Genomic DNA, 14,588 nt, shown 5'->3' with positions numbered 1-14,588 from the left:
CATTCCCATGTCCACAGCAGCCCCCGCGCCCTCCTTCCTGCAGAAGGTCCGCAAGACCCCGTTCTGGGTGCAGATCGTCGGCGGCCTGGTCCTCGGCCTCCTCCTGGGCTACGTCGCCCGGGTCCAGGACGTGTCCTGGCTGACCACCACCCTGGACACCATCGGCAAGACCTTCGTCCAGCTGCTCAAGCTGGCCGTCCCGCCGCTGGTCTTCACCGCGATCGTGGTCTCGGTCGCCAACCTGCGCAACGTCACCAACGCCGCCCGGCTGGCCGGCCGCACCCTGCTCTGGTTCCTGATCACCTCGCTGATCGCGGTCGGCGTCGGCCTCGGCCTCGGCCTGCTCACCGACCCGGGCAAGGGCGCCTCGCTCTCCACCGAGGGCCTCAAGGCCCCCAAGGACGCGGGCACCTGGGTCGACTTCCTGACCGGCATCGTCCCGACCAACATCGCCGACGCCTTCCTGGAGGTGAACGTCCTCCAGATCGTCTTCCTCGGCGTGGTGGTCGGCGCCGCCATCCTGAAGATCGGCGAGAAGGCCGAGCCGGTCCGCAAGCTCAGCGAGTCCGTCCTCGACCTCACCCAGACCGCCCTGTGGTGGGTCATCCGGCTCGCCCCGCTCGGCACCCTCGGCCTGATCGGCAAGTCCGTCGCCAAGTACGGCTGGGACCTGCTCGGCCCGTTCGCCACGCTGACCATCGACATCTACGTCGGCTGCGCGATCGTCCTGTTCGGCGTCTACTCGCTGCTGCTGCGCTTCGCCGGCGGCCTCAACCCGGTCAACTTCTTCCGCGGCGCCTGGCCCGCGATCCAGCTGGCCTTCGTCTCCCGCTCCTCCGTCGGCACCCTGCCGGTCACCCGCCGGGTCACCGAGCGGCTCGGCGTCCCGAGCGAGTACGCCTCCTTCGCCGTCCCCTTCGGCGCCACCACCAAGATGGACGGCTGCGCCTCGATCTACCCGTCGCTGGCCGCGATCTTCGTCGCCCAGGTCTACGGCATCGACCTCGGCATCGGCGACTACCTGCTGATCGCCTTCGTCTCGGTCATCGGCTCCGCGGCCACCGCCGGCCTCACCGGCGCGATCGTGATGCTGACCCTCACCCTCTCCACCCTGGGCCTCCCGCTGGAGGGCGTCGGCCTGCTGCTGGCCATCGACCCGATCCTCGACATGATCCGCACCGCCACCAACGTGGCCGGTCAGTCGGTCGTCCCGATCCTGGTCTCCGCCCGCGAGAAGACCCTCGACCTCACCGCCTACAACAACCCGACGGGCGACCTCCTCACCGAGGACGCCCCGCGCGAGAAGGTCGCCGTCGCGGCCTGACGCTCCCTCGCCTGACGGCCCGTCTCCCCACCGGGGAGGCGGGCCGTCGTGCTGTGGCCGCCGGCGGCCCGTCAGCAGGCGGTCAGCCGAAGCGCAGGTGGGAGTGCAGGACGCGGCGCATCAGGGCGGGGGTGACGCGGTCCGGCTCCAGGACGGCCTGGAAGGTGAGGCCGTCGAGGAGGGCGGAGAGGCGGTGCGCCTCCAACTCGACGTCCAGCGAGGCGGGGAGGGCGCCGGAGGCGATGCCGCCCGTCAGGACCTTGGCCAGCACGGTGCGCAGGGAGTCCTGGAGCTCGCGGGCGTAGGGCCGCAGGTGGGGGCGGGTGTGGCCGGCGGTGGTGAAGGCGAGCCAGAGCTCGGCCTCCTCGCGGCGGGTGGCGTCCAGCGGCAGGAACTCCGCGAGCAGGGCCTCGGCCCGTAGCCGGTGGTCCGTGCCCGCGTCGGCCAGCAGCCGGCGGACGGCGGCGGTGACCCGGGCGTCGATCCGGCCGACCAACTCCCGCATGGTGAACAGGATCAGCTCGTCGTGGTCGGCGAAGTAGTGCCGGACCGAGCCGATCGCCAGCCCGGCCTCCTCGGCGACGTTGCGCAGCGAGGCGGCGGCCAGGCCGTCCCGGGCGGCGACCCGGAGGACGGCCGCGGCGACGGCGGCGCGGCGCTCGTCCGGGTCCACGATCTTCGGCATGTTGTCGTTATAGCACGGGTGAGCTACATTCCTTCTTCGTGGCACGGTCGTGCTACGAAAACGGGGGTGTGACGTGAACGGTTGGCTGGTGGCTGCGCTGGTGCTCGCCGGGGTGGTGGTCGTGTCGGTGCGGCGGGTGCGCGGTGAAGTGCTGGACCTGCGGGGCCTGGTGGCGGTGCCCGCCGTCCTGACCGCCCTCGGTCTCGCCTCGCTGGTCCGGGCCGAGGGGCTCACGGCCGCCGACTACGCCCTGGCCGTCCCGGGCCTGCTGCTCGGCCTCGGCTCCGGCGCGCTGCGCGGCGCCACCGTCCGGCTCTCCGTCAGGAACGGGGTGCTGCACCAGCACTACACCGTCCGCACCTTCGCGGTGCTGCTGCTCTCCGCCGCCACGATGGCCGGCTACGGCGTGCTCGCCACCCGCCTCGGTCTGCACCACGAGGCCCGGCCGACCGAACTCGGCCTCGGGGTCAGCTTCCTGGGGGAGTCGGCGGTCCTGGTGCTGCGCGGGCTGGCCACCGGGACGCCGTTCGCCCGGTCCTGAGGCCGCGTCGGGAAAAGGCAGGGGGCCCGGCCGGGTCCGAAGACGCGGTGGGCCCCCTTGGTACTGCTCGTCATGCTCTTGCTTGACGGCCCGTCGGGCCGTTGCCGGACCCAAACAGGGGTCCAGAGCGATCAGATCATCGGGAGGATGAATCAGATAGCGGTGACGTTCTCCGCCTGCGGGCCCTTCGGGCCCTGGGTGACGTCGAACGAGACCGCCTGGTTCTCCTCCAGCGAGCGGAAACCGTTCGCGTTGATGGCGGAGTAGTGGACGAAGACGTCGGGGCCGCCGCCATCCTGGGCGATGAAGCCGAAGCCCTTCTCAGCGTTGAACCACTTGACGGTTCCCTGAGCCATGCCGTTCTCCTTGCGAGGGACGTTTCGGAGACCACACCGTGTGGCATCCGGTCCGCTGCGCTGATCGCCCCGCCTCCGGAGTGGGTCCGGAGTTTTTCGATAAAGCTGAAAAACTACAAAAAGCCCGCGGTTACATGCTCCGCAGGCTTCAAGTACTGCAAGGGGAATCAAACTGCAACTGAGTGGAACCGTAGCACGCAGAGGCGGCCCCGACCAGGGGTGACCAAAGCCACGTCAGGTGTGTGTCGCGTGTGTGTCGTGGGTGCCCGGTGACCGGTGCGGAGCCGGGCAGGCATACCCTGCGAACAGTGCTTCAAACGGGCAGCTCGGAAGGATCAACGTGACCGTCGCGGTAAGGCCCCGAGTGGGACATATCCAGTTCCTCAACTGTCTTCCCCTGTACTGGGGCCTGGCGAGAACCGGCAACCTGCTCGACCTCGACCTCAGCAAGGACACCCCCGAGAAGCTGAGCGACCAGTTGGTGAACGGAGCGCTCGACATCGGCCCGATCACCTGCGTGGAGTACCTGCGGCACGCCGACCAGCTGGTCGTCCTCCCCGACATCGCGGTCGGCAGCGACGGCCCGGTGATGTCCTGCGTGATCGTCAGCAGGCTTCCGCTGCACGAGCTGGACGGCAAGCGCGTCGCCCTCGGCTCCACCTCCCGGACCTCGGTGCGGCTGGCCCGGCTGCTGCTGGAGGAGCGCGAGGGCGTCCGGCCCGAGTACTTCTCCTGCCCGCCGGACCTGGAGCTGATGCTCGCCGACGCGGACGCCGCCGTGCTGATCGGCGACCCGGCGCTGCGGGCCTCGCTGGAGCAGGCGCCGCAGCAGGGCCTCGCGGTGCACGACCTCGGCGAGATGTGGAAGGAGTGGACCGGGCTGCCGTTCGTCTTCGCGGTCTGGGCCGCGCGGCGGGAGTACGCGGAGAGCCACCCCGAGGTGGTGGCCGCCGTGCACCGGGCCTTCCTGGAGTCGCGGGACCTCTCGCTGACGGAGGCTCCGCTGGTCGCCGAACAGGCGGCGCGGTGGGAGGAGTTCGACGCCCCGCTGCTGGAGCGCTACTTCACCGAGGCCCTCGACTTCTCCCTGGGCGAGCGCCAACTGGCCGGCATCGCCGAGTTCGCCCGCCGGGTCGGCCACGACTCCGGCTTCGCCCCGGACGTCCAGCTGACGCTCCTCCAGACCGTCTGACGGCCGGCGCTCGGCAGGGCAGCGACCCGGGGGCGCGGGGAACTGCGCGAGTCGGAAGGCGGTCCACCTGCGACTGAGGGCACGTCAGCCGGTTGCAGGTGCTGCCGTTCCCCCGCGCGCAGTTCCCCGCGCCCCCGGCATGACCACCAACCCGCGCCCCCGGCACCACGTCCTCCCGGGCCCGGCCGTCCGCAGGTGCTGGCGTAGGCTGGGCCGGTCCGACGTCGGAGATTAAGAAGGGCCAGCGAAGGTGTCCGAGACCAACCTTTCCGCCACTGACCTGCAGGCCGTCCTCGACCGTGCGGCCGCCGGTGGCCGGATCACCCCGGAAGAGGCGCTGGACCTCTACCGGTCGGCCCCGCTGCACGCGCTCGGCTCCGCCGCCGACACCGTCCGCCGCCGCCGTTACGCGGGTACCGAGCACATCGCGACGTACATCATCGAGCGGAACATCAACTACACCAACGTCTGCGTGACGGCCTGCAAGTTCTGCGCCTTCTACGTGGCGCCGAAGAGCGACAAGGGCTGGTCCCGCGACCTCGACGAGATCCTGCGCCGCTGCGCCGAGACCGTCGAACTGGGCGGCACCCAGGTGATGTTCCAGGGCGGCCACCACCCGGACTACGGGGTGGAGTACTACGAGACCGCGTTCGCCGCGATCAAGAAGGACTTCCCGCAGCTGGTGATCCACTCCCTCGGCGCCTCCGAGGTCGAGCACATGGCGCGGATCTCGAAGGTCTCGATCGAGGAGGCCATCACCCGGATCCACAAGGCGGGTCTGGACTCCTTCGCGGGGGCCGGCGCCGAGCTCCTGCCGGAGCGTCCGCGCAAGGCGATCGCCCCGCTGAAGGAGTCGGGCGAGCGTTGGCTGGAGATCATGGAGGCCGCCCACAACCTGGGCGTGGAGTCCACCTCCACCATGCTGATGGGCACCGGCGAGACCAACGCGGAGCGGATCGAGCACCTGCGGATGATCCGCGAGGTGCAGGACCGCACCGGCGGGTTCCGGGCGTTCATCCCGTACACCTACCAGCCGCAGAACAACCACCTCAAGGGCCGGACCCAGGCCACCGTGTTCGAGTACCTGCGGATGATCTCGATCGCCCGCCTGTTCCTCGACAACGTGGCGCACATCCAGGGCTCCTGGCTCACCACCGGCAAGGAGGCCGGCCAGCTGTCGCTGCACTACGGGGCGGACGACCTCGGTTCGGTGATGCTGGAGGAGAACGTGGTCTCGGCCGCCGGGGCGAAGCACCGGTCCAACCTGACCGAGCTGATCCACCTGATCCGCACCGCCGACCGCACTCCGGCCCAGCGCTCCACCACCTACCAGCACCTGCGGGTGCTGGACGACCCGGCCAACGACCCGGTCGACCCGCGGGTGGCCTCGCACATCGCCTCCACGGCGATCGAGGGCGGCACCGCGCACCCCGAGCTGAAGATCCTCTCCACCACCTGAGCCGGGGTCACCACCTGATGCGCACGCTGCACCGTGCGGCCCTCCTGCTGGCCGACCCGGCCGACCCCACCGCCCCGCCGGTCCCCGACGGGGCGGTGCTGGTCGACGGCGGCACGGTGCTGGCGCTCGGCCCGTACGGCTCCCTCGCCCCCCTCGCCCGCGAAGGCGCCCGGGAGCGGCTGTGGGGCGGGCTGCTGACGCCCGGTCTGCTCAACCCGTACGCCGGGTGGCTGCTGGGGACCGCGTACCACCCGGACCCGCGCGAGGGGCTGGGGAGCGAGCCGCTGGAGCTGCCGGAGGTGGCGCCGGAGCGGCGCGGGCCGAGCGCCCGGCTGGGGCTGCAGCGGCTGCTGGGGCACGGGGTGACGGCGGTGGCCGGGCCGTTCGCGCTGCCCGCCGTGCGGACGGCGGTGGCCCGCTCCGGGCTGCACGCGGTGCCGGGGGACGGGGCCAGGGGCGGTCTCGACCCCCTGACGGACCGTCCGCTCGCCCGGGCCGTGCACCGGCCGCTGGTGGTCGGCGGGCCGGCCGACTTCGCGGTCTTCGACGTGCCGTCCGTCGCCGAGCTGGAGCGCGGCGGGGCGGCCTGCCTGGCCACCGTCCTGGGCGGGCGGCTGCTCTACCGCCGCCGCTGAGCGACGTCCAGCGGTCTGCCACGGGGCCGGCGGAACTCCGTCAGGTGGGGCGTCGTTCGACGGGCCGTCAACTGGACATAACCGCACCAACCCTCGCTTCGTCCACGTGAACTGATGGTCCCTCGTCGTGACCGGAGGGACCGTCAGCGGTTACCATCCTGAGCACCGGGTCGTCCCCAACCCGGTCCGGCAAGCCCCGACAGGAACCATGCGACCCCCGACCGCAACCCACCCGCGCAGCTCGCGCCTCGGTCGAGGCTGGTACCTCGCCGCCGTGCTCAGCGCGGTGCTCGCGACCGGCATGTGCCTGCTCGGCTGGCGCCAGGCCGACCAGGCGGACCGGATCAACGCGGACCCGGTGAAGGTGCAGGGCACCGTCACCCAGCTCGCCGCCGGCACCGGCACCTACAGCTCCGTCAACTACCAGGCCGCGGGCCGCACCCTGACCGCCACCGACCTCGGGCTCCCCGAGGACGCCCGGGTCGGCGACCGGATCTGCCTGGAGTACGCGGGCGAGGACCCGGGCGCGGTCCGCGCCTGCGGCAAGCGCTACCCGCAGCCCGCCGGGGTCGGACTGGCCCGGATCAGCGTCCCGGTCGCGCTGCTGCTGCTCGCCTTCAGCTGCCACCGGATCTGGCTGCACCGCCGGGGAGCCGCCCGGTCGCGGCGCAGCCGGCCGCGCACCACGGTCGCCTTCGCCTCCGAGTCCTTCGGGACCGGGATGCCCGCGATCAGCCACGGCAAGCGCTCCCGGCGGCGCCGCAAGTCCGGCCGCCGCGCGCTGCGCTGACCCGCTGTCGGACGCTTCGCGGTCGTCCGTCGGCCGTCCGGCAGCGCCCCTCGGGGCAGCCTTCACCGCCCCGCCGCCGGACCTCCTCCCAGGTCCGCGCGCCGGTGGTGAACAATGGGGTCGTGACCCGAGCCTCCCTGGACAAGCAGCCGCACGAAGTCGCCGCGATGTTCGACGACGTCGCCGCGAAGTACGACCGTACGAACGACGTGCTCTCCCTCGGCCAGGCGCGGGCCTGGCGCCGCGCGGTGGCCGAGGCGGTGGGTGCCGGGCCCGGGCAGCGGGTGCTCGACCTGGGGGCCGGCACGGGGACGTCCTCGCTGCCTTTCGCCGAGGCCGGGGCCGAGGTCGTGCCCTGCGACTTCTCGATCGGGATGCTGGGCGAGGGCAAGAAGCGCCACCCCGAGCTGGCGCTGACCGCGGGCGACGCCACCAAGCTGCCGTTCGCCGACGACAGCTTCGACGCCACCACCATCTCCTTCGCCCTGCGCAACGTGCAGGACACCGACGCCGCGCTGCGCGAGCTGCACCGGGTCACCAAGCCCGGCGGCAAGGTGGTGATCTGCGAGTTCTCCACCCCCACCTGGACGCCGTTCCGGACCGTCTACACCGAGTACCTGATGCGCGCCCTGCCCCCGGTGGCGACCGCCGTCAGCTCCAACCCGGACGCCTACGTCTACCTCGCCGAGTCCATCCGCTCCTGGCCGGACCAGCCCGCCCTGGCCACCCGCCTGCAGCAGGCCGGCTGGCAGCGCGTCGCCTGGCGCAACCTCACCGGCGGCATCGTCGCGCTGCACCGGGGCTTCAAGGCGTAAGGCCTGACTAGACTCGACCGAGCCCGCAGTCTTGACGTAGTGGAGTGTGCCCAGCCGTGTCCGACACCGCAGTTGACCTGAGCAGCGAGTCCAGCGAGACGGTGGAGAGCACCGCCGACGTGATCGTGGTCGGGGCCGGCCCGGCCGGGGCCACCACCGCTTACTACCTGGCCCAGGCGGGGCTGGACGTCCTGCTGCTGGAGAAGACCGAGTTCCCGCGCGAGAAGGTCTGCGGCGACGGTCTGACCCCGCGCGCCACCAAGCAGTTGGTGGACATGGGCATCGACGTCTCCACCTCCAACGGCTGGCTGCACAACAAGGGCCTGCGGATCATCGGCGGCGGCGTCCGGCTGGAGCTGGACTGGCCGGAGCTCTCCGCGTACCCGGACTACGGCCTGGTCCGCAAGCGCGCCGACTTCGACGAGCTGCTGGCCCGTCAGGCCCAGAAGGCCGGCGCCCGGCTGTACGAGAAGTGCAACGTGACCGGCCCGGTGCTGGACGACCGCAGCGGCCGGATCGTGGGCGTCACCGCCAAGTTGGGCGACGAGAAGCGCCCGGTGGTCTTCCGCGCCCCGCTGGTGGTCGCGGCCGACGGCAACTCCACCCGGCTCTCGCTGGCGATGGGCCTGCACCGCCGCGAGGACCGCCCGATGGGCGTCGCCTACCGCACCTACTTCACCTCGCCCCGGCACGACGACGACTACCTCGAGTCCTGGCTGGAGCTCTGGGACACCCGGGGCGGCGAGAAGAAGCTGCTGCCCGGCTACGGCTGGGTCTTCGGCATGGGCGACGGCACCTCCAACGTCGGCCTCGGCATCCTCAACTCCTCGCCCGCGTTCGGGGAGTTGGACTGGCGCGAGGTGCTCAAGGCCTGGTGCGCCTCGATGCCCGCCGAGTGGGGCTACACCCCCGAGAACATGACCGACCCGATCCGCGGCGCCGCCCTCCCGATGGCCTTCAACCGCCAGCCGCACTACACCCGGGGCCTGCTGCTGGTCGGCGACGCGGGCGGCATGGTCAACCCCTTCAACGGCGAGGGCATCGCCTACGCCATGGAGTCCGGCCAGATCGCGGCCGGCGTCATCGTCCAGGCCCACGCCCGGATCACCCCCGAGGGCCGCGAGCGCGCCCTCCAGGCCTACCCGCGCATCCTCAAGGACGTCTACGGCGGCTACTACACCCTCGGCCGCGGCTTCGTGAAGCTCATCGGCAACCCCAAGGTGATGCAGCTCGCCACCCAGCGCGGCCTCACCCACCCGGTCCTGATGAAGTTCGTCCTCAAGATGCTCGCCAACCTCACCGACCCCCAGGGCGGCGACGCCATGGACCGCATCATCAACGGCCTCGCCAAGGTCGCCCCCAACGCCTGACTCTCGCCGGGCCCGTACCGATCAGGGATGCAGGGCGGTGCGGGCCGTGGTGGCGAAGGCCGACACCGCGTCCCAGAACTCGATGACGGCGCGGTCGAGTTGGCCGGCGCGCTCGGTGTCGTGGACGGCCGCCTCCAGGAGGTGGAAGGCCCGGCCGGAGGCCCGCTGCGCCCGCTGCGCCGCGGCCGTCGTCCTGGCCTGCTCCAGGGCAGCCCTCGCGGTGCCCCGGATTCTGCTGGGGGCGTCGGCGGACGGCAATGCTCCCGTCCGGCGGGCGGGGGCCGTGCCGGACGGGAGCGGGCGGGGGTCAGCGCTTGGTGATCTTGACGTTCTTGAAGGTGGGGACGAGGTTGGGGTAGCCGTCGCCGGGGTTGTTCTGGGAGTCGGAGCCGGCGGCGGCGATCTTCTGGAGGACGTCGAGGCCGGCGGTGACCCGGCCGAAGGGGGTGTAGGCGGGGGAGAGCTTGGTGTCCTTCCAGGTGAAGAAGAACTGGCTGCCGTTGGTGTTCGGGCCGGCGTTGGCCATCGCGACGGTGCCGGCGGGGTAGGTGGCGCCGGTGAGGTTCTCGTCGGGGAAGGAGTAGCCGGGGCCGCCGCTGCCGGTGCCGGTGGGGTCGCCGCACTGGAGGACGAAGATCCGCTCGGTGGTGAGCCGGTGGCAGTGGCTCCTGTCGAAGTAGTCCCGTTCGGCGAGGAAGCGGAACGAGAAGGTGGTGCACGGCGCCTTGTCGGTCAAGGCCTGGAAGGTGATGGTGCCCTGAGTGGTCCTCAGGGTGGCGCTGTAGGGCTGGGCCGCCTTCTTGGCGTCGAAGACCGGGATGCCCTTGAAGTTGTCGGCGGGCACGGCCGGTGTGTAGGTGCAGCTGGCGGTGGCCACGGGGGCGGCGTCCGCGACGCCGACCGAGGTGGTGAGGGCGAGCGGCAGGGTGGTGGCGGCGGTGAGCAGGGCCCAGTGTTTGCGCAGCACTTGAGGTGCCTCCGGGGAGCGGCGGGGAGTTGGCATGGCGCAATCATCAATGCCCGGACGCCCGTTCGGTATGCACGTCGTCAGGTTGCTTCGTGAAGCTGCCGGTTGACCGGTGGGTGGAATGGTGTTGATCGCCTGCGCGGGCGTGCGGGACGATGCCCGCGACCAGACCGTTCGGCGTCGCACGGCTCCCGCTCCCGCTCCTCGGAGGAGACCGCATGCGTGCTCCGTCCCTCGCCCCGTTCGGCCCGTTCGTCCGTGACCTGCCCGTGCTCGGGGTGGCGGTGGCCTGGGGGTCCAGCTTCCTGGCGGTCAAGAACGTGGCCACCGACCAGAGCGTGGTGGCCATGCTGGTGCTGCGCTTCGGGGTGGCGCTGCCGCTGCTGGCGCTGTTCACCTGGCGCGGGCTGCGCCGCTTCGGGCCGAGGCAGTGGCTGGGCGGGGCCTCGCTGGGGCTGGTGCTCGGGGCGGTCTTCCTGCTGGAGACCTACGGGGCGGTGCACACCTCGGCGACCAACGCCGGACTGGTCATCAGCCTCACCATGGTCTTCACCCCGCTCGCGGAGAGCGCGCTGGCCCGGACCACGCTGCCCCGGCCGTTCGTCGCGGCGGCCGGACTCTCGGTGCTCGGGGTGGCGCTGCTGACCGGGGGCGGCGGCCTCCGGATGCCGGGGCTCGGTGACCTGCTGGTGCTGGGGGCAGCGCTGGTGCGGACGGCGCACGTGCTCACCATGGCCCGGCTGAAGTCCATCCGGGAGGCCGACTCGGGGGCCCTGACCTGGGTCCAACTGGCCACCGCCACCCTGGTGTTCGCGGTGATCGCGCCGTTCACCGGCACCTCCCCGCTGACCCTGGCGGCCTCCTACGGCGCCGCCGACTGGGCCGTGCTGCTGCACCTCTCGCTGGTCTGCACGATCTTCGCCTTCGTGGTCCAGATGTGGGCGGTCCGGACCACCTCGCCCTCCCGGGTCTCGCTGCTGCTCGGCACCGAGCCGCTCTGGGCCGCCGTCTTCGGCATCACCCTCGCCGGTGACCACCTCGGCACGCTCGGCCTGCTCGGCGCCCTCTGCGTCCTGGCCGGCACCGAGTGGGGCCGCCGCACCGCCGCCCCGGCGGCGGTGTCGGAAGGCAAGGCGCCGCCGGTCGTGCAGCCCGAGCCCGTCTGACCGTCAGGCCCGGATGTCCCGAGCTCGGAGGTCGGTGAGTACGGAGGCCACGGTGCTGAAGTCGTTGTCCAGGTGAAGCACGGTCAGGTCGTGGTGGACGGCGGTCGCGCAGACCAACAGGTCGATCGCACCGGCCGATCGGTGCTGCCCCTGCTGGGTGAGCCTGTACTGCGCGCTGTCGACCCACCGCCAGGCGCCCTTCGGGACGGCGACGGGCCGAAGGACGGTGTCCAGGTCCGCCGCCAGCTCGTCCCGGTGGGCCGGGCCGGTCGCGGAGTAGAGGAACTCGGCCCGGCTCGGCTCACAGAGGTGCAGGGCGCCCTCGGCGATGTGCCCCTCCCAGGCGGCGAACGTCTCCGGTCTGCGGAAGAGCTGCCACAGGGCGGAGGTGTCGACCAGGTAGCCGATCACCCGGCGGCCTCGCGGCGGGCCCGCTTTCCGGCCGCGTGGGCGGTCGCCGCCTCGTCGAACTCGCCGCGGGCACCGCGGGCTGCGAGCCGCTCGGCAGCCTCCAACCGCCGTATCCGCTGGGTGTACTCACGGAGGGCGGTGTTCACCGTGTCCTTCTTGGTGGTGGTGCCCATGAGTTGCATCGCGGCGGCCAGTGCCTCGTCGTCGATGTCGATCTGCGTCACGCTCATCAGAGCCTCCGATGGTGGTGATGTTGGCAGCATCTCCACATTACCAACATCACCGCCGCGAGCGGCGCCAGAAGTCGGCGGTGACGACGGCGAGGAGCGGGCCCCAGAGGAGGAGCGGGGTGTAGGCGGCGGTCATCAGGAAGCCGGCCAGGCCGTGCGGGGCTTCGGGGTTGCCCATGGCGGCGGGGTCGTACCAGGTGGTGGCGCCGTAGAGGGTGATCAGGGTGACGGCGAGGGCCCCGAGGGCGGCCGGGACGGCGGCGGTGGCCGGGGCGATGCGGCGGCCGCCGATGAACGGGAGCCAGTGGGGGGCGCGTTGGCCCCAGGGGCGGACCAGGCCGAGGGTGAGGAAGGCGAGTGCCTCGGCGAGGGCGGAGAGGGCGAGCACGTAGACGGTGCCCCAGCCCGGCATGTGGGCGGTCATCTGGGCCTCCAGGGTGCCGGAGAAGCCGACCGGGATGCCGACGCCGAGGGCGATCCGCCAGAGGCCGGAGGGGAGGGCGGTCAGGGCGGCGAGCCGGGCGGCGCGGACGGCCCACGGAGCGGGCGGACGGACGACGGCGAGGGTGGGGGCGGGGGTGCCGGCGAGAAGGGTGGTGGGCATCGGGCTGCCTTTCGTGGTGGGTCGCTCGGGAACGGCTCAAGCCTCCCGGGGCTGGGGGAGCGGCGGCAGATGCCGAACGGGAGGTTCGGACGGGCCGTCATGTGCCGTTCGGCACGGGTGGTCACCGGCAGCGGGCCCGTAGGGTGATCGGATGATCGTGAGGTGGGGGAGCGCGGGGGCGCCGGCGTCACTGGCGGTGACGGCCGTCGGGTGGTGGCTGGGCGGGCTCGGGGAGGCGGGCCGGGCCGTCGGGGTGCTGGTGGTGGTCGAACTGCTGGGCCTGCTCGGCCTGGTGGCGGCCGCGGTGCGAGGCAGGGCCTGGCCGACGGCGGTGGCGGCAGCCCTGGCGGCGGTGCTCTGGCCGCTCCGGTACACCGTGCCGGAACGGCTGCCGGAGCTGGCCGGTCTGCTCGGATTCGGGCTGCTGGCAGGTCTGTTGGCAGGGGCGGTCGGGCTGTACCTGGGGGCACTGGACGAGCGGCGGCGGCGCGAGGTGGAGGCGGCCCGGCACGCCCAGCGGGTCGAACTCGCGCACGATCTGCACGACTTCGTGGCCCATGACGTGAGCGGGATGGTGGCGCTGGCGCAGGCGGGCGGCCTCGTGACGGAGGGTCAGCAGGAGCTGTTCCGGCGGATCGAGGAGGCCGGGCAGCAGGCGCTGGCCGCGCTGGACCGTACGGTGCATCTGCTCCGCACCGAGGAGGCAGCGCGGCGGGAGCCGCAGCCCGGCCTGGCCGAACTCACCGGCGTGGTCGAGCGGTTCGCCGCCTCCGGCCCGGCGGACGTCCGGCTGGAGCTGCCGGACGGAGCCGTCGGCCGGGAGGCCGGGGCGACCGTGCACCGGATCGTGGTGGAGGCGCTGACCAACGTCCGGCGGCACGCGCCGGACGCCACCCTGGTGGAGGTGGCGGTCCGGCCGGGGCCGGGGGGCGGCCTGGAGGTGCTGGTCACCGACGACGGCGGGGCCGCCCCGGCCCGGACCCGCCGCCGCGGCGGCCACGGGCTGCGCGGGCTGGCCGCCCGGGTGGAGGCGGTGGACGGGACGCTGGAGGCGTCCCGGACCGGAGCGGGATGGCGGGTCAGGGCGTACCTGCCGCCGATCGAGGGGGAGTTGTGACGATCACCGTCCTGTTGGCGGACGACCACGCCGACATCCGCACGGCGTACCGGATCATCCTGGACGCGCAGCCCGACCTGACCGTGGTGGCCGAGGCGGCCGACGGGGAGCGGGCGCTGGAACTGGCCCGGCGGCTGCGGCCGGACGTGGTGCTGGCGGACATCCGGATGCCCGGGCTGGACGGGCTGGAGCTGACCAGGCGGCTGGCCGGGCCGGGGGTGCCGGACCCGCTGCGGGTGGTCGTGGTGACCACCTTCGACCTGGACGAGTACGTGCACGCCGCGCTGCGGAGCGGCGCGGCCGGCTTCCTGCTCAAGCGCTCCGGCCCGGCGCTGCTGGTGGAGGCGGTCCGGTCGGCGGTGGCGGGGGACGCGTTGATCAGCCCGGAGGTGACGGTCCGTCTGCTGCGGATGATCGCTCCGCCGGAGCCGGCCGGACCGCCTCCGCCTCCATCTCCGGCAGCGGCACAGGCGGCGGTGGAGCACCTCACGCCCCGGGAGGCCGAGATCGCCGCCCTGGTGGCGGACGGGGCGACCAACGCGGCGGTGGCCGCCCGGCTGTTCATCTCGCCGGGCACGGTGAAGAACCACCTCGCCAACATCCAGCGCAAGCTCGGCGTCCGGAACCGGGTCGGCGTCGCCGCCCACGTCTGGGGCGAACGCCGGTAGCGGAACCGGGCGTTCGTGCGCTTGTGAACGAAGGGTCAAGCGGCCGTTCCGAAGGGGCCACCCTCCCGGGTGGTCCCTTTATCACGTCAACCGCGCGGTCAGAAATTTGCATGATCACCAGCTGAGTTGATATGCGCATGGCTCGCTGACCAGTCACTTCACAGGCGATTGCGACGGTTTGTGACCACTTGCCTGCACTGGGTTGATTGATCACGCCTTCCGCCCCTCCGTGATCCTTTGCGAGGTGGCGTAGATCAC

Annotated in this window: 18 protein-coding genes; 11 read left to right on the top strand and 7 right to left on the bottom strand. The window is 72.3% G+C overall.

Annotated features, from left to right (window positions below):
* Positions 1-7 precede the first annotated feature (7 nt).
* Positions 8-1,324, top strand: a complete 1,317-nt coding sequence (locus ACWCYY_RS20770; RefSeq protein ID WP_345283876.1) for a dicarboxylate/amino acid:cation symporter — start codon at positions 8-10, stop codon at positions 1,322-1,324.
* Positions 1,325-1,406: 82 nt separating this feature from the next.
* Here ACWCYY_RS20770 and ACWCYY_RS20765 read toward each other — a convergent pair whose 3' ends face one another.
* Positions 1,407-2,009, bottom strand: coding sequence for a TetR/AcrR family transcriptional regulator (locus ACWCYY_RS20765; RefSeq protein WP_449796896.1), 603 nt, complete (start codon positions 2,007-2,009; stop codon positions 1,407-1,409).
* Positions 2,010-2,097: 88 nt separating this feature from the next.
* On the opposite strand from ACWCYY_RS20765, the gene ACWCYY_RS20760 reads away from it, so the two are divergent.
* Positions 2,098-2,550, top strand: a complete 453-nt coding sequence (locus tag ACWCYY_RS20760; protein WP_449796895.1) for a DUF1453 domain-containing protein — start codon at positions 2,098-2,100, stop codon at positions 2,548-2,550.
* Positions 2,551-2,702: 152 nt separating this feature from the next.
* On the opposite strand, the gene ACWCYY_RS20755 is transcribed toward ACWCYY_RS20760, so the two are convergent.
* Positions 2,703-2,906: a cold-shock protein gene (locus ACWCYY_RS20755; protein WP_345283882.1), complete on the bottom strand. Its 204-nt coding sequence runs from the start codon at positions 2,904-2,906 to the stop codon at positions 2,703-2,705.
* A gap of 334 nt (positions 2,907-3,240) precedes the next feature.
* On the opposite strand from ACWCYY_RS20755, the gene ACWCYY_RS20750 reads away from it, so the two are divergent.
* The 6 genes from ACWCYY_RS20750 to ACWCYY_RS20725 all read left to right on the top strand — a co-directional run bounded on the left by ACWCYY_RS20750 (position 3,241) and on the right by ACWCYY_RS20725 (position 9,167).
* Positions 3,241-4,098 (top strand): menaquinone biosynthetic enzyme MqnA/MqnD family protein, encoded by an 858-nt coding sequence (locus ACWCYY_RS20750; RefSeq protein ID WP_345283978.1) that lies wholly within the window; start codon positions 3,241-3,243, stop codon positions 4,096-4,098.
* A 250-nt stretch (positions 4,099-4,348) separates the two neighbouring features.
* Complete coding sequence (mqnC, locus tag ACWCYY_RS20745; RefSeq protein ID WP_345283884.1) at positions 4,349-5,557, top strand: cyclic dehypoxanthinyl futalosine synthase; 1,209 nt, start codon at positions 4,349-4,351, stop codon at positions 5,555-5,557.
* Positions 5,558-5,574: 17 nt separating this feature from the next.
* A complete protein-coding gene (locus ACWCYY_RS20740; RefSeq protein ID WP_449796894.1) occupies positions 5,575-6,192 on the top strand; it encodes an amidohydrolase family protein in 618 nt (205 codons plus the stop codon).
* 208 nt (positions 6,193-6,400) lie between these two features.
* Positions 6,401-6,982 (top strand): hypothetical protein, encoded by a 582-nt coding sequence (locus ACWCYY_RS20735; protein ID WP_345283888.1) that lies wholly within the window; start codon positions 6,401-6,403, stop codon positions 6,980-6,982.
* A 122-nt stretch (positions 6,983-7,104) separates the two neighbouring features.
* Positions 7,105-7,797 carry a demethylmenaquinone methyltransferase gene (locus tag ACWCYY_RS20730; protein WP_345283890.1) on the top strand — a complete coding sequence of 231 codons (693 nt, stop codon included), beginning with the start codon at positions 7,105-7,107 and terminating at the stop codon, positions 7,795-7,797.
* 101 nt (positions 7,798-7,898) lie between these two features.
* Positions 7,899-9,167 (top strand): geranylgeranyl reductase family protein, encoded by a 1,269-nt coding sequence (locus ACWCYY_RS20725; RefSeq protein WP_380149460.1) that lies wholly within the window; start codon positions 7,899-7,901, stop codon positions 9,165-9,167.
* Between the two features lie 21 nt (positions 9,168-9,188).
* On the opposite strand, the gene ACWCYY_RS20720 is transcribed toward ACWCYY_RS20725, so the two are convergent.
* The gene (locus ACWCYY_RS20720; protein WP_449796893.1) at positions 9,189-9,425 is read right to left on the bottom strand and encodes a hypothetical protein; all 237 of its coding nucleotides are present in this window, start codon (positions 9,423-9,425) and stop codon (positions 9,189-9,191) included.
* A 49-nt stretch (positions 9,426-9,474) separates the two neighbouring features.
* Entirely contained in the window at positions 9,475-10,170 is a 696-nt protein-coding gene (locus ACWCYY_RS20715; protein ID WP_449796892.1) for a peptidylprolyl isomerase, read from the bottom strand.
* Positions 10,171-10,352: 182 nt separating this feature from the next.
* On the opposite strand from ACWCYY_RS20715, the gene ACWCYY_RS20710 reads away from it, so the two are divergent.
* On the top strand, positions 10,353-11,300 hold the full coding sequence (locus tag ACWCYY_RS20710; RefSeq protein ID WP_449796891.1) for a DMT family transporter: 948 nt from the start codon (positions 10,353-10,355) through the stop codon (positions 11,298-11,300).
* A 3-nt stretch (positions 11,301-11,303) separates the two neighbouring features.
* Here ACWCYY_RS20710 and ACWCYY_RS20705 read toward each other — a convergent pair whose 3' ends face one another.
* From ACWCYY_RS20705 to ACWCYY_RS20695, 3 genes are read right to left on the bottom strand one after another with little or no spacing between them, the layout of a single operon-like run.
* Positions 11,304-11,711, bottom strand: a complete 408-nt coding sequence (locus tag ACWCYY_RS20705) for a PIN domain-containing protein (RefSeq protein WP_345283898.1) — start codon at positions 11,709-11,711, stop codon at positions 11,304-11,306.
* The gene (locus tag ACWCYY_RS20700; RefSeq protein WP_345283900.1) at positions 11,708-11,941 is read right to left on the bottom strand and encodes a type II toxin-antitoxin system VapB family antitoxin; all 234 of its coding nucleotides are present in this window, start codon (positions 11,939-11,941) and stop codon (positions 11,708-11,710) included. Before ACWCYY_RS20700 ends, ACWCYY_RS20705 begins: the two co-directional genes overlap by 4 nt.
* Before the next feature lie 49 nt (positions 11,942-11,990).
* Complete coding sequence (locus ACWCYY_RS20695; RefSeq protein ID WP_449796890.1) at positions 11,991-12,545, bottom strand: hypothetical protein; 555 nt, start codon at positions 12,543-12,545, stop codon at positions 11,991-11,993.
* Positions 12,546-12,696: 151 nt separating this feature from the next.
* Between ACWCYY_RS20695 and ACWCYY_RS20690 the strand changes: the two genes are divergently transcribed.
* The gene (locus tag ACWCYY_RS20690; RefSeq protein ID WP_449796889.1) at positions 12,697-13,662 is read left to right on the top strand and encodes a sensor histidine kinase; all 966 of its coding nucleotides are present in this window, start codon (positions 12,697-12,699) and stop codon (positions 13,660-13,662) included.
* Positions 13,617-14,330 (top strand): response regulator, encoded by a 714-nt coding sequence (locus tag ACWCYY_RS20685; RefSeq protein WP_449796888.1) that lies wholly within the window; start codon positions 13,617-13,619, stop codon positions 14,328-14,330. Before ACWCYY_RS20690 ends, ACWCYY_RS20685 begins: the two co-directional genes overlap by 46 nt.
* The last annotated feature ends 258 nt before the right edge of the window (positions 14,331-14,588 follow it).

Source organism: Kitasatospora sp. NPDC001664 (genome assembly GCF_053596675.1).
Note: the sequence above shows the minus strand (reverse complement) of the source record. Positions and strands in the feature narration are given on the sequence as shown.

Coding starts and splice junctions, on each gene's coding strand:
- ACWCYY_RS20765 (WP_449796896.1), bottom strand. CDS start 2,009: ATGCCGAAGATCGTGGACCCGGACGAGCGCCGCGCCGCCGTCGCCGCG.
- ACWCYY_RS20695 (WP_449796890.1), bottom strand. CDS start 12,545: ATGCCCACCACCCTTCTCGCCGGCACCCCCGCCCCCACCCTCGCCGTC.
- ACWCYY_RS20690 (WP_449796889.1), top strand. CDS start 12,697: ATGATCGTGAGGTGGGGGAGCGCGGGGGCGCCGGCGTCACTGGCGGTG.
- ACWCYY_RS20710 (WP_449796891.1), top strand. CDS start 10,353: ATGCGTGCTCCGTCCCTCGCCCCGTTCGGCCCGTTCGTCCGTGACCTG.
- ACWCYY_RS20755 (WP_345283882.1), bottom strand. CDS start 2,906: ATGGCTCAGGGAACCGTCAAGTGGTTCAACGCTGAGAAGGGCTTCGGC.
- ACWCYY_RS20715 (WP_449796892.1), bottom strand. CDS start 10,170: ATGCCAACTCCCCGCCGCTCCCCGGAGGCACCTCAAGTGCTGCGCAAA.
- ACWCYY_RS20735 (WP_345283888.1), top strand. CDS start 6,401: ATGCGACCCCCGACCGCAACCCACCCGCGCAGCTCGCGCCTCGGTCGA.
- ACWCYY_RS20770 (WP_345283876.1), top strand. CDS start 8: ATGTCCACAGCAGCCCCCGCGCCCTCCTTCCTGCAGAAGGTCCGCAAG.
- ACWCYY_RS20700 (WP_345283900.1), bottom strand. CDS start 11,941: ATGAGCGTGACGCAGATCGACATCGACGACGAGGCACTGGCCGCCGCG.
- ACWCYY_RS20685 (WP_449796888.1), top strand. CDS start 13,617: ATGGCGGGTCAGGGCGTACCTGCCGCCGATCGAGGGGGAGTTGTGACG.
- ACWCYY_RS20740 (WP_449796894.1), top strand. CDS start 5,575: ATGCGCACGCTGCACCGTGCGGCCCTCCTGCTGGCCGACCCGGCCGAC.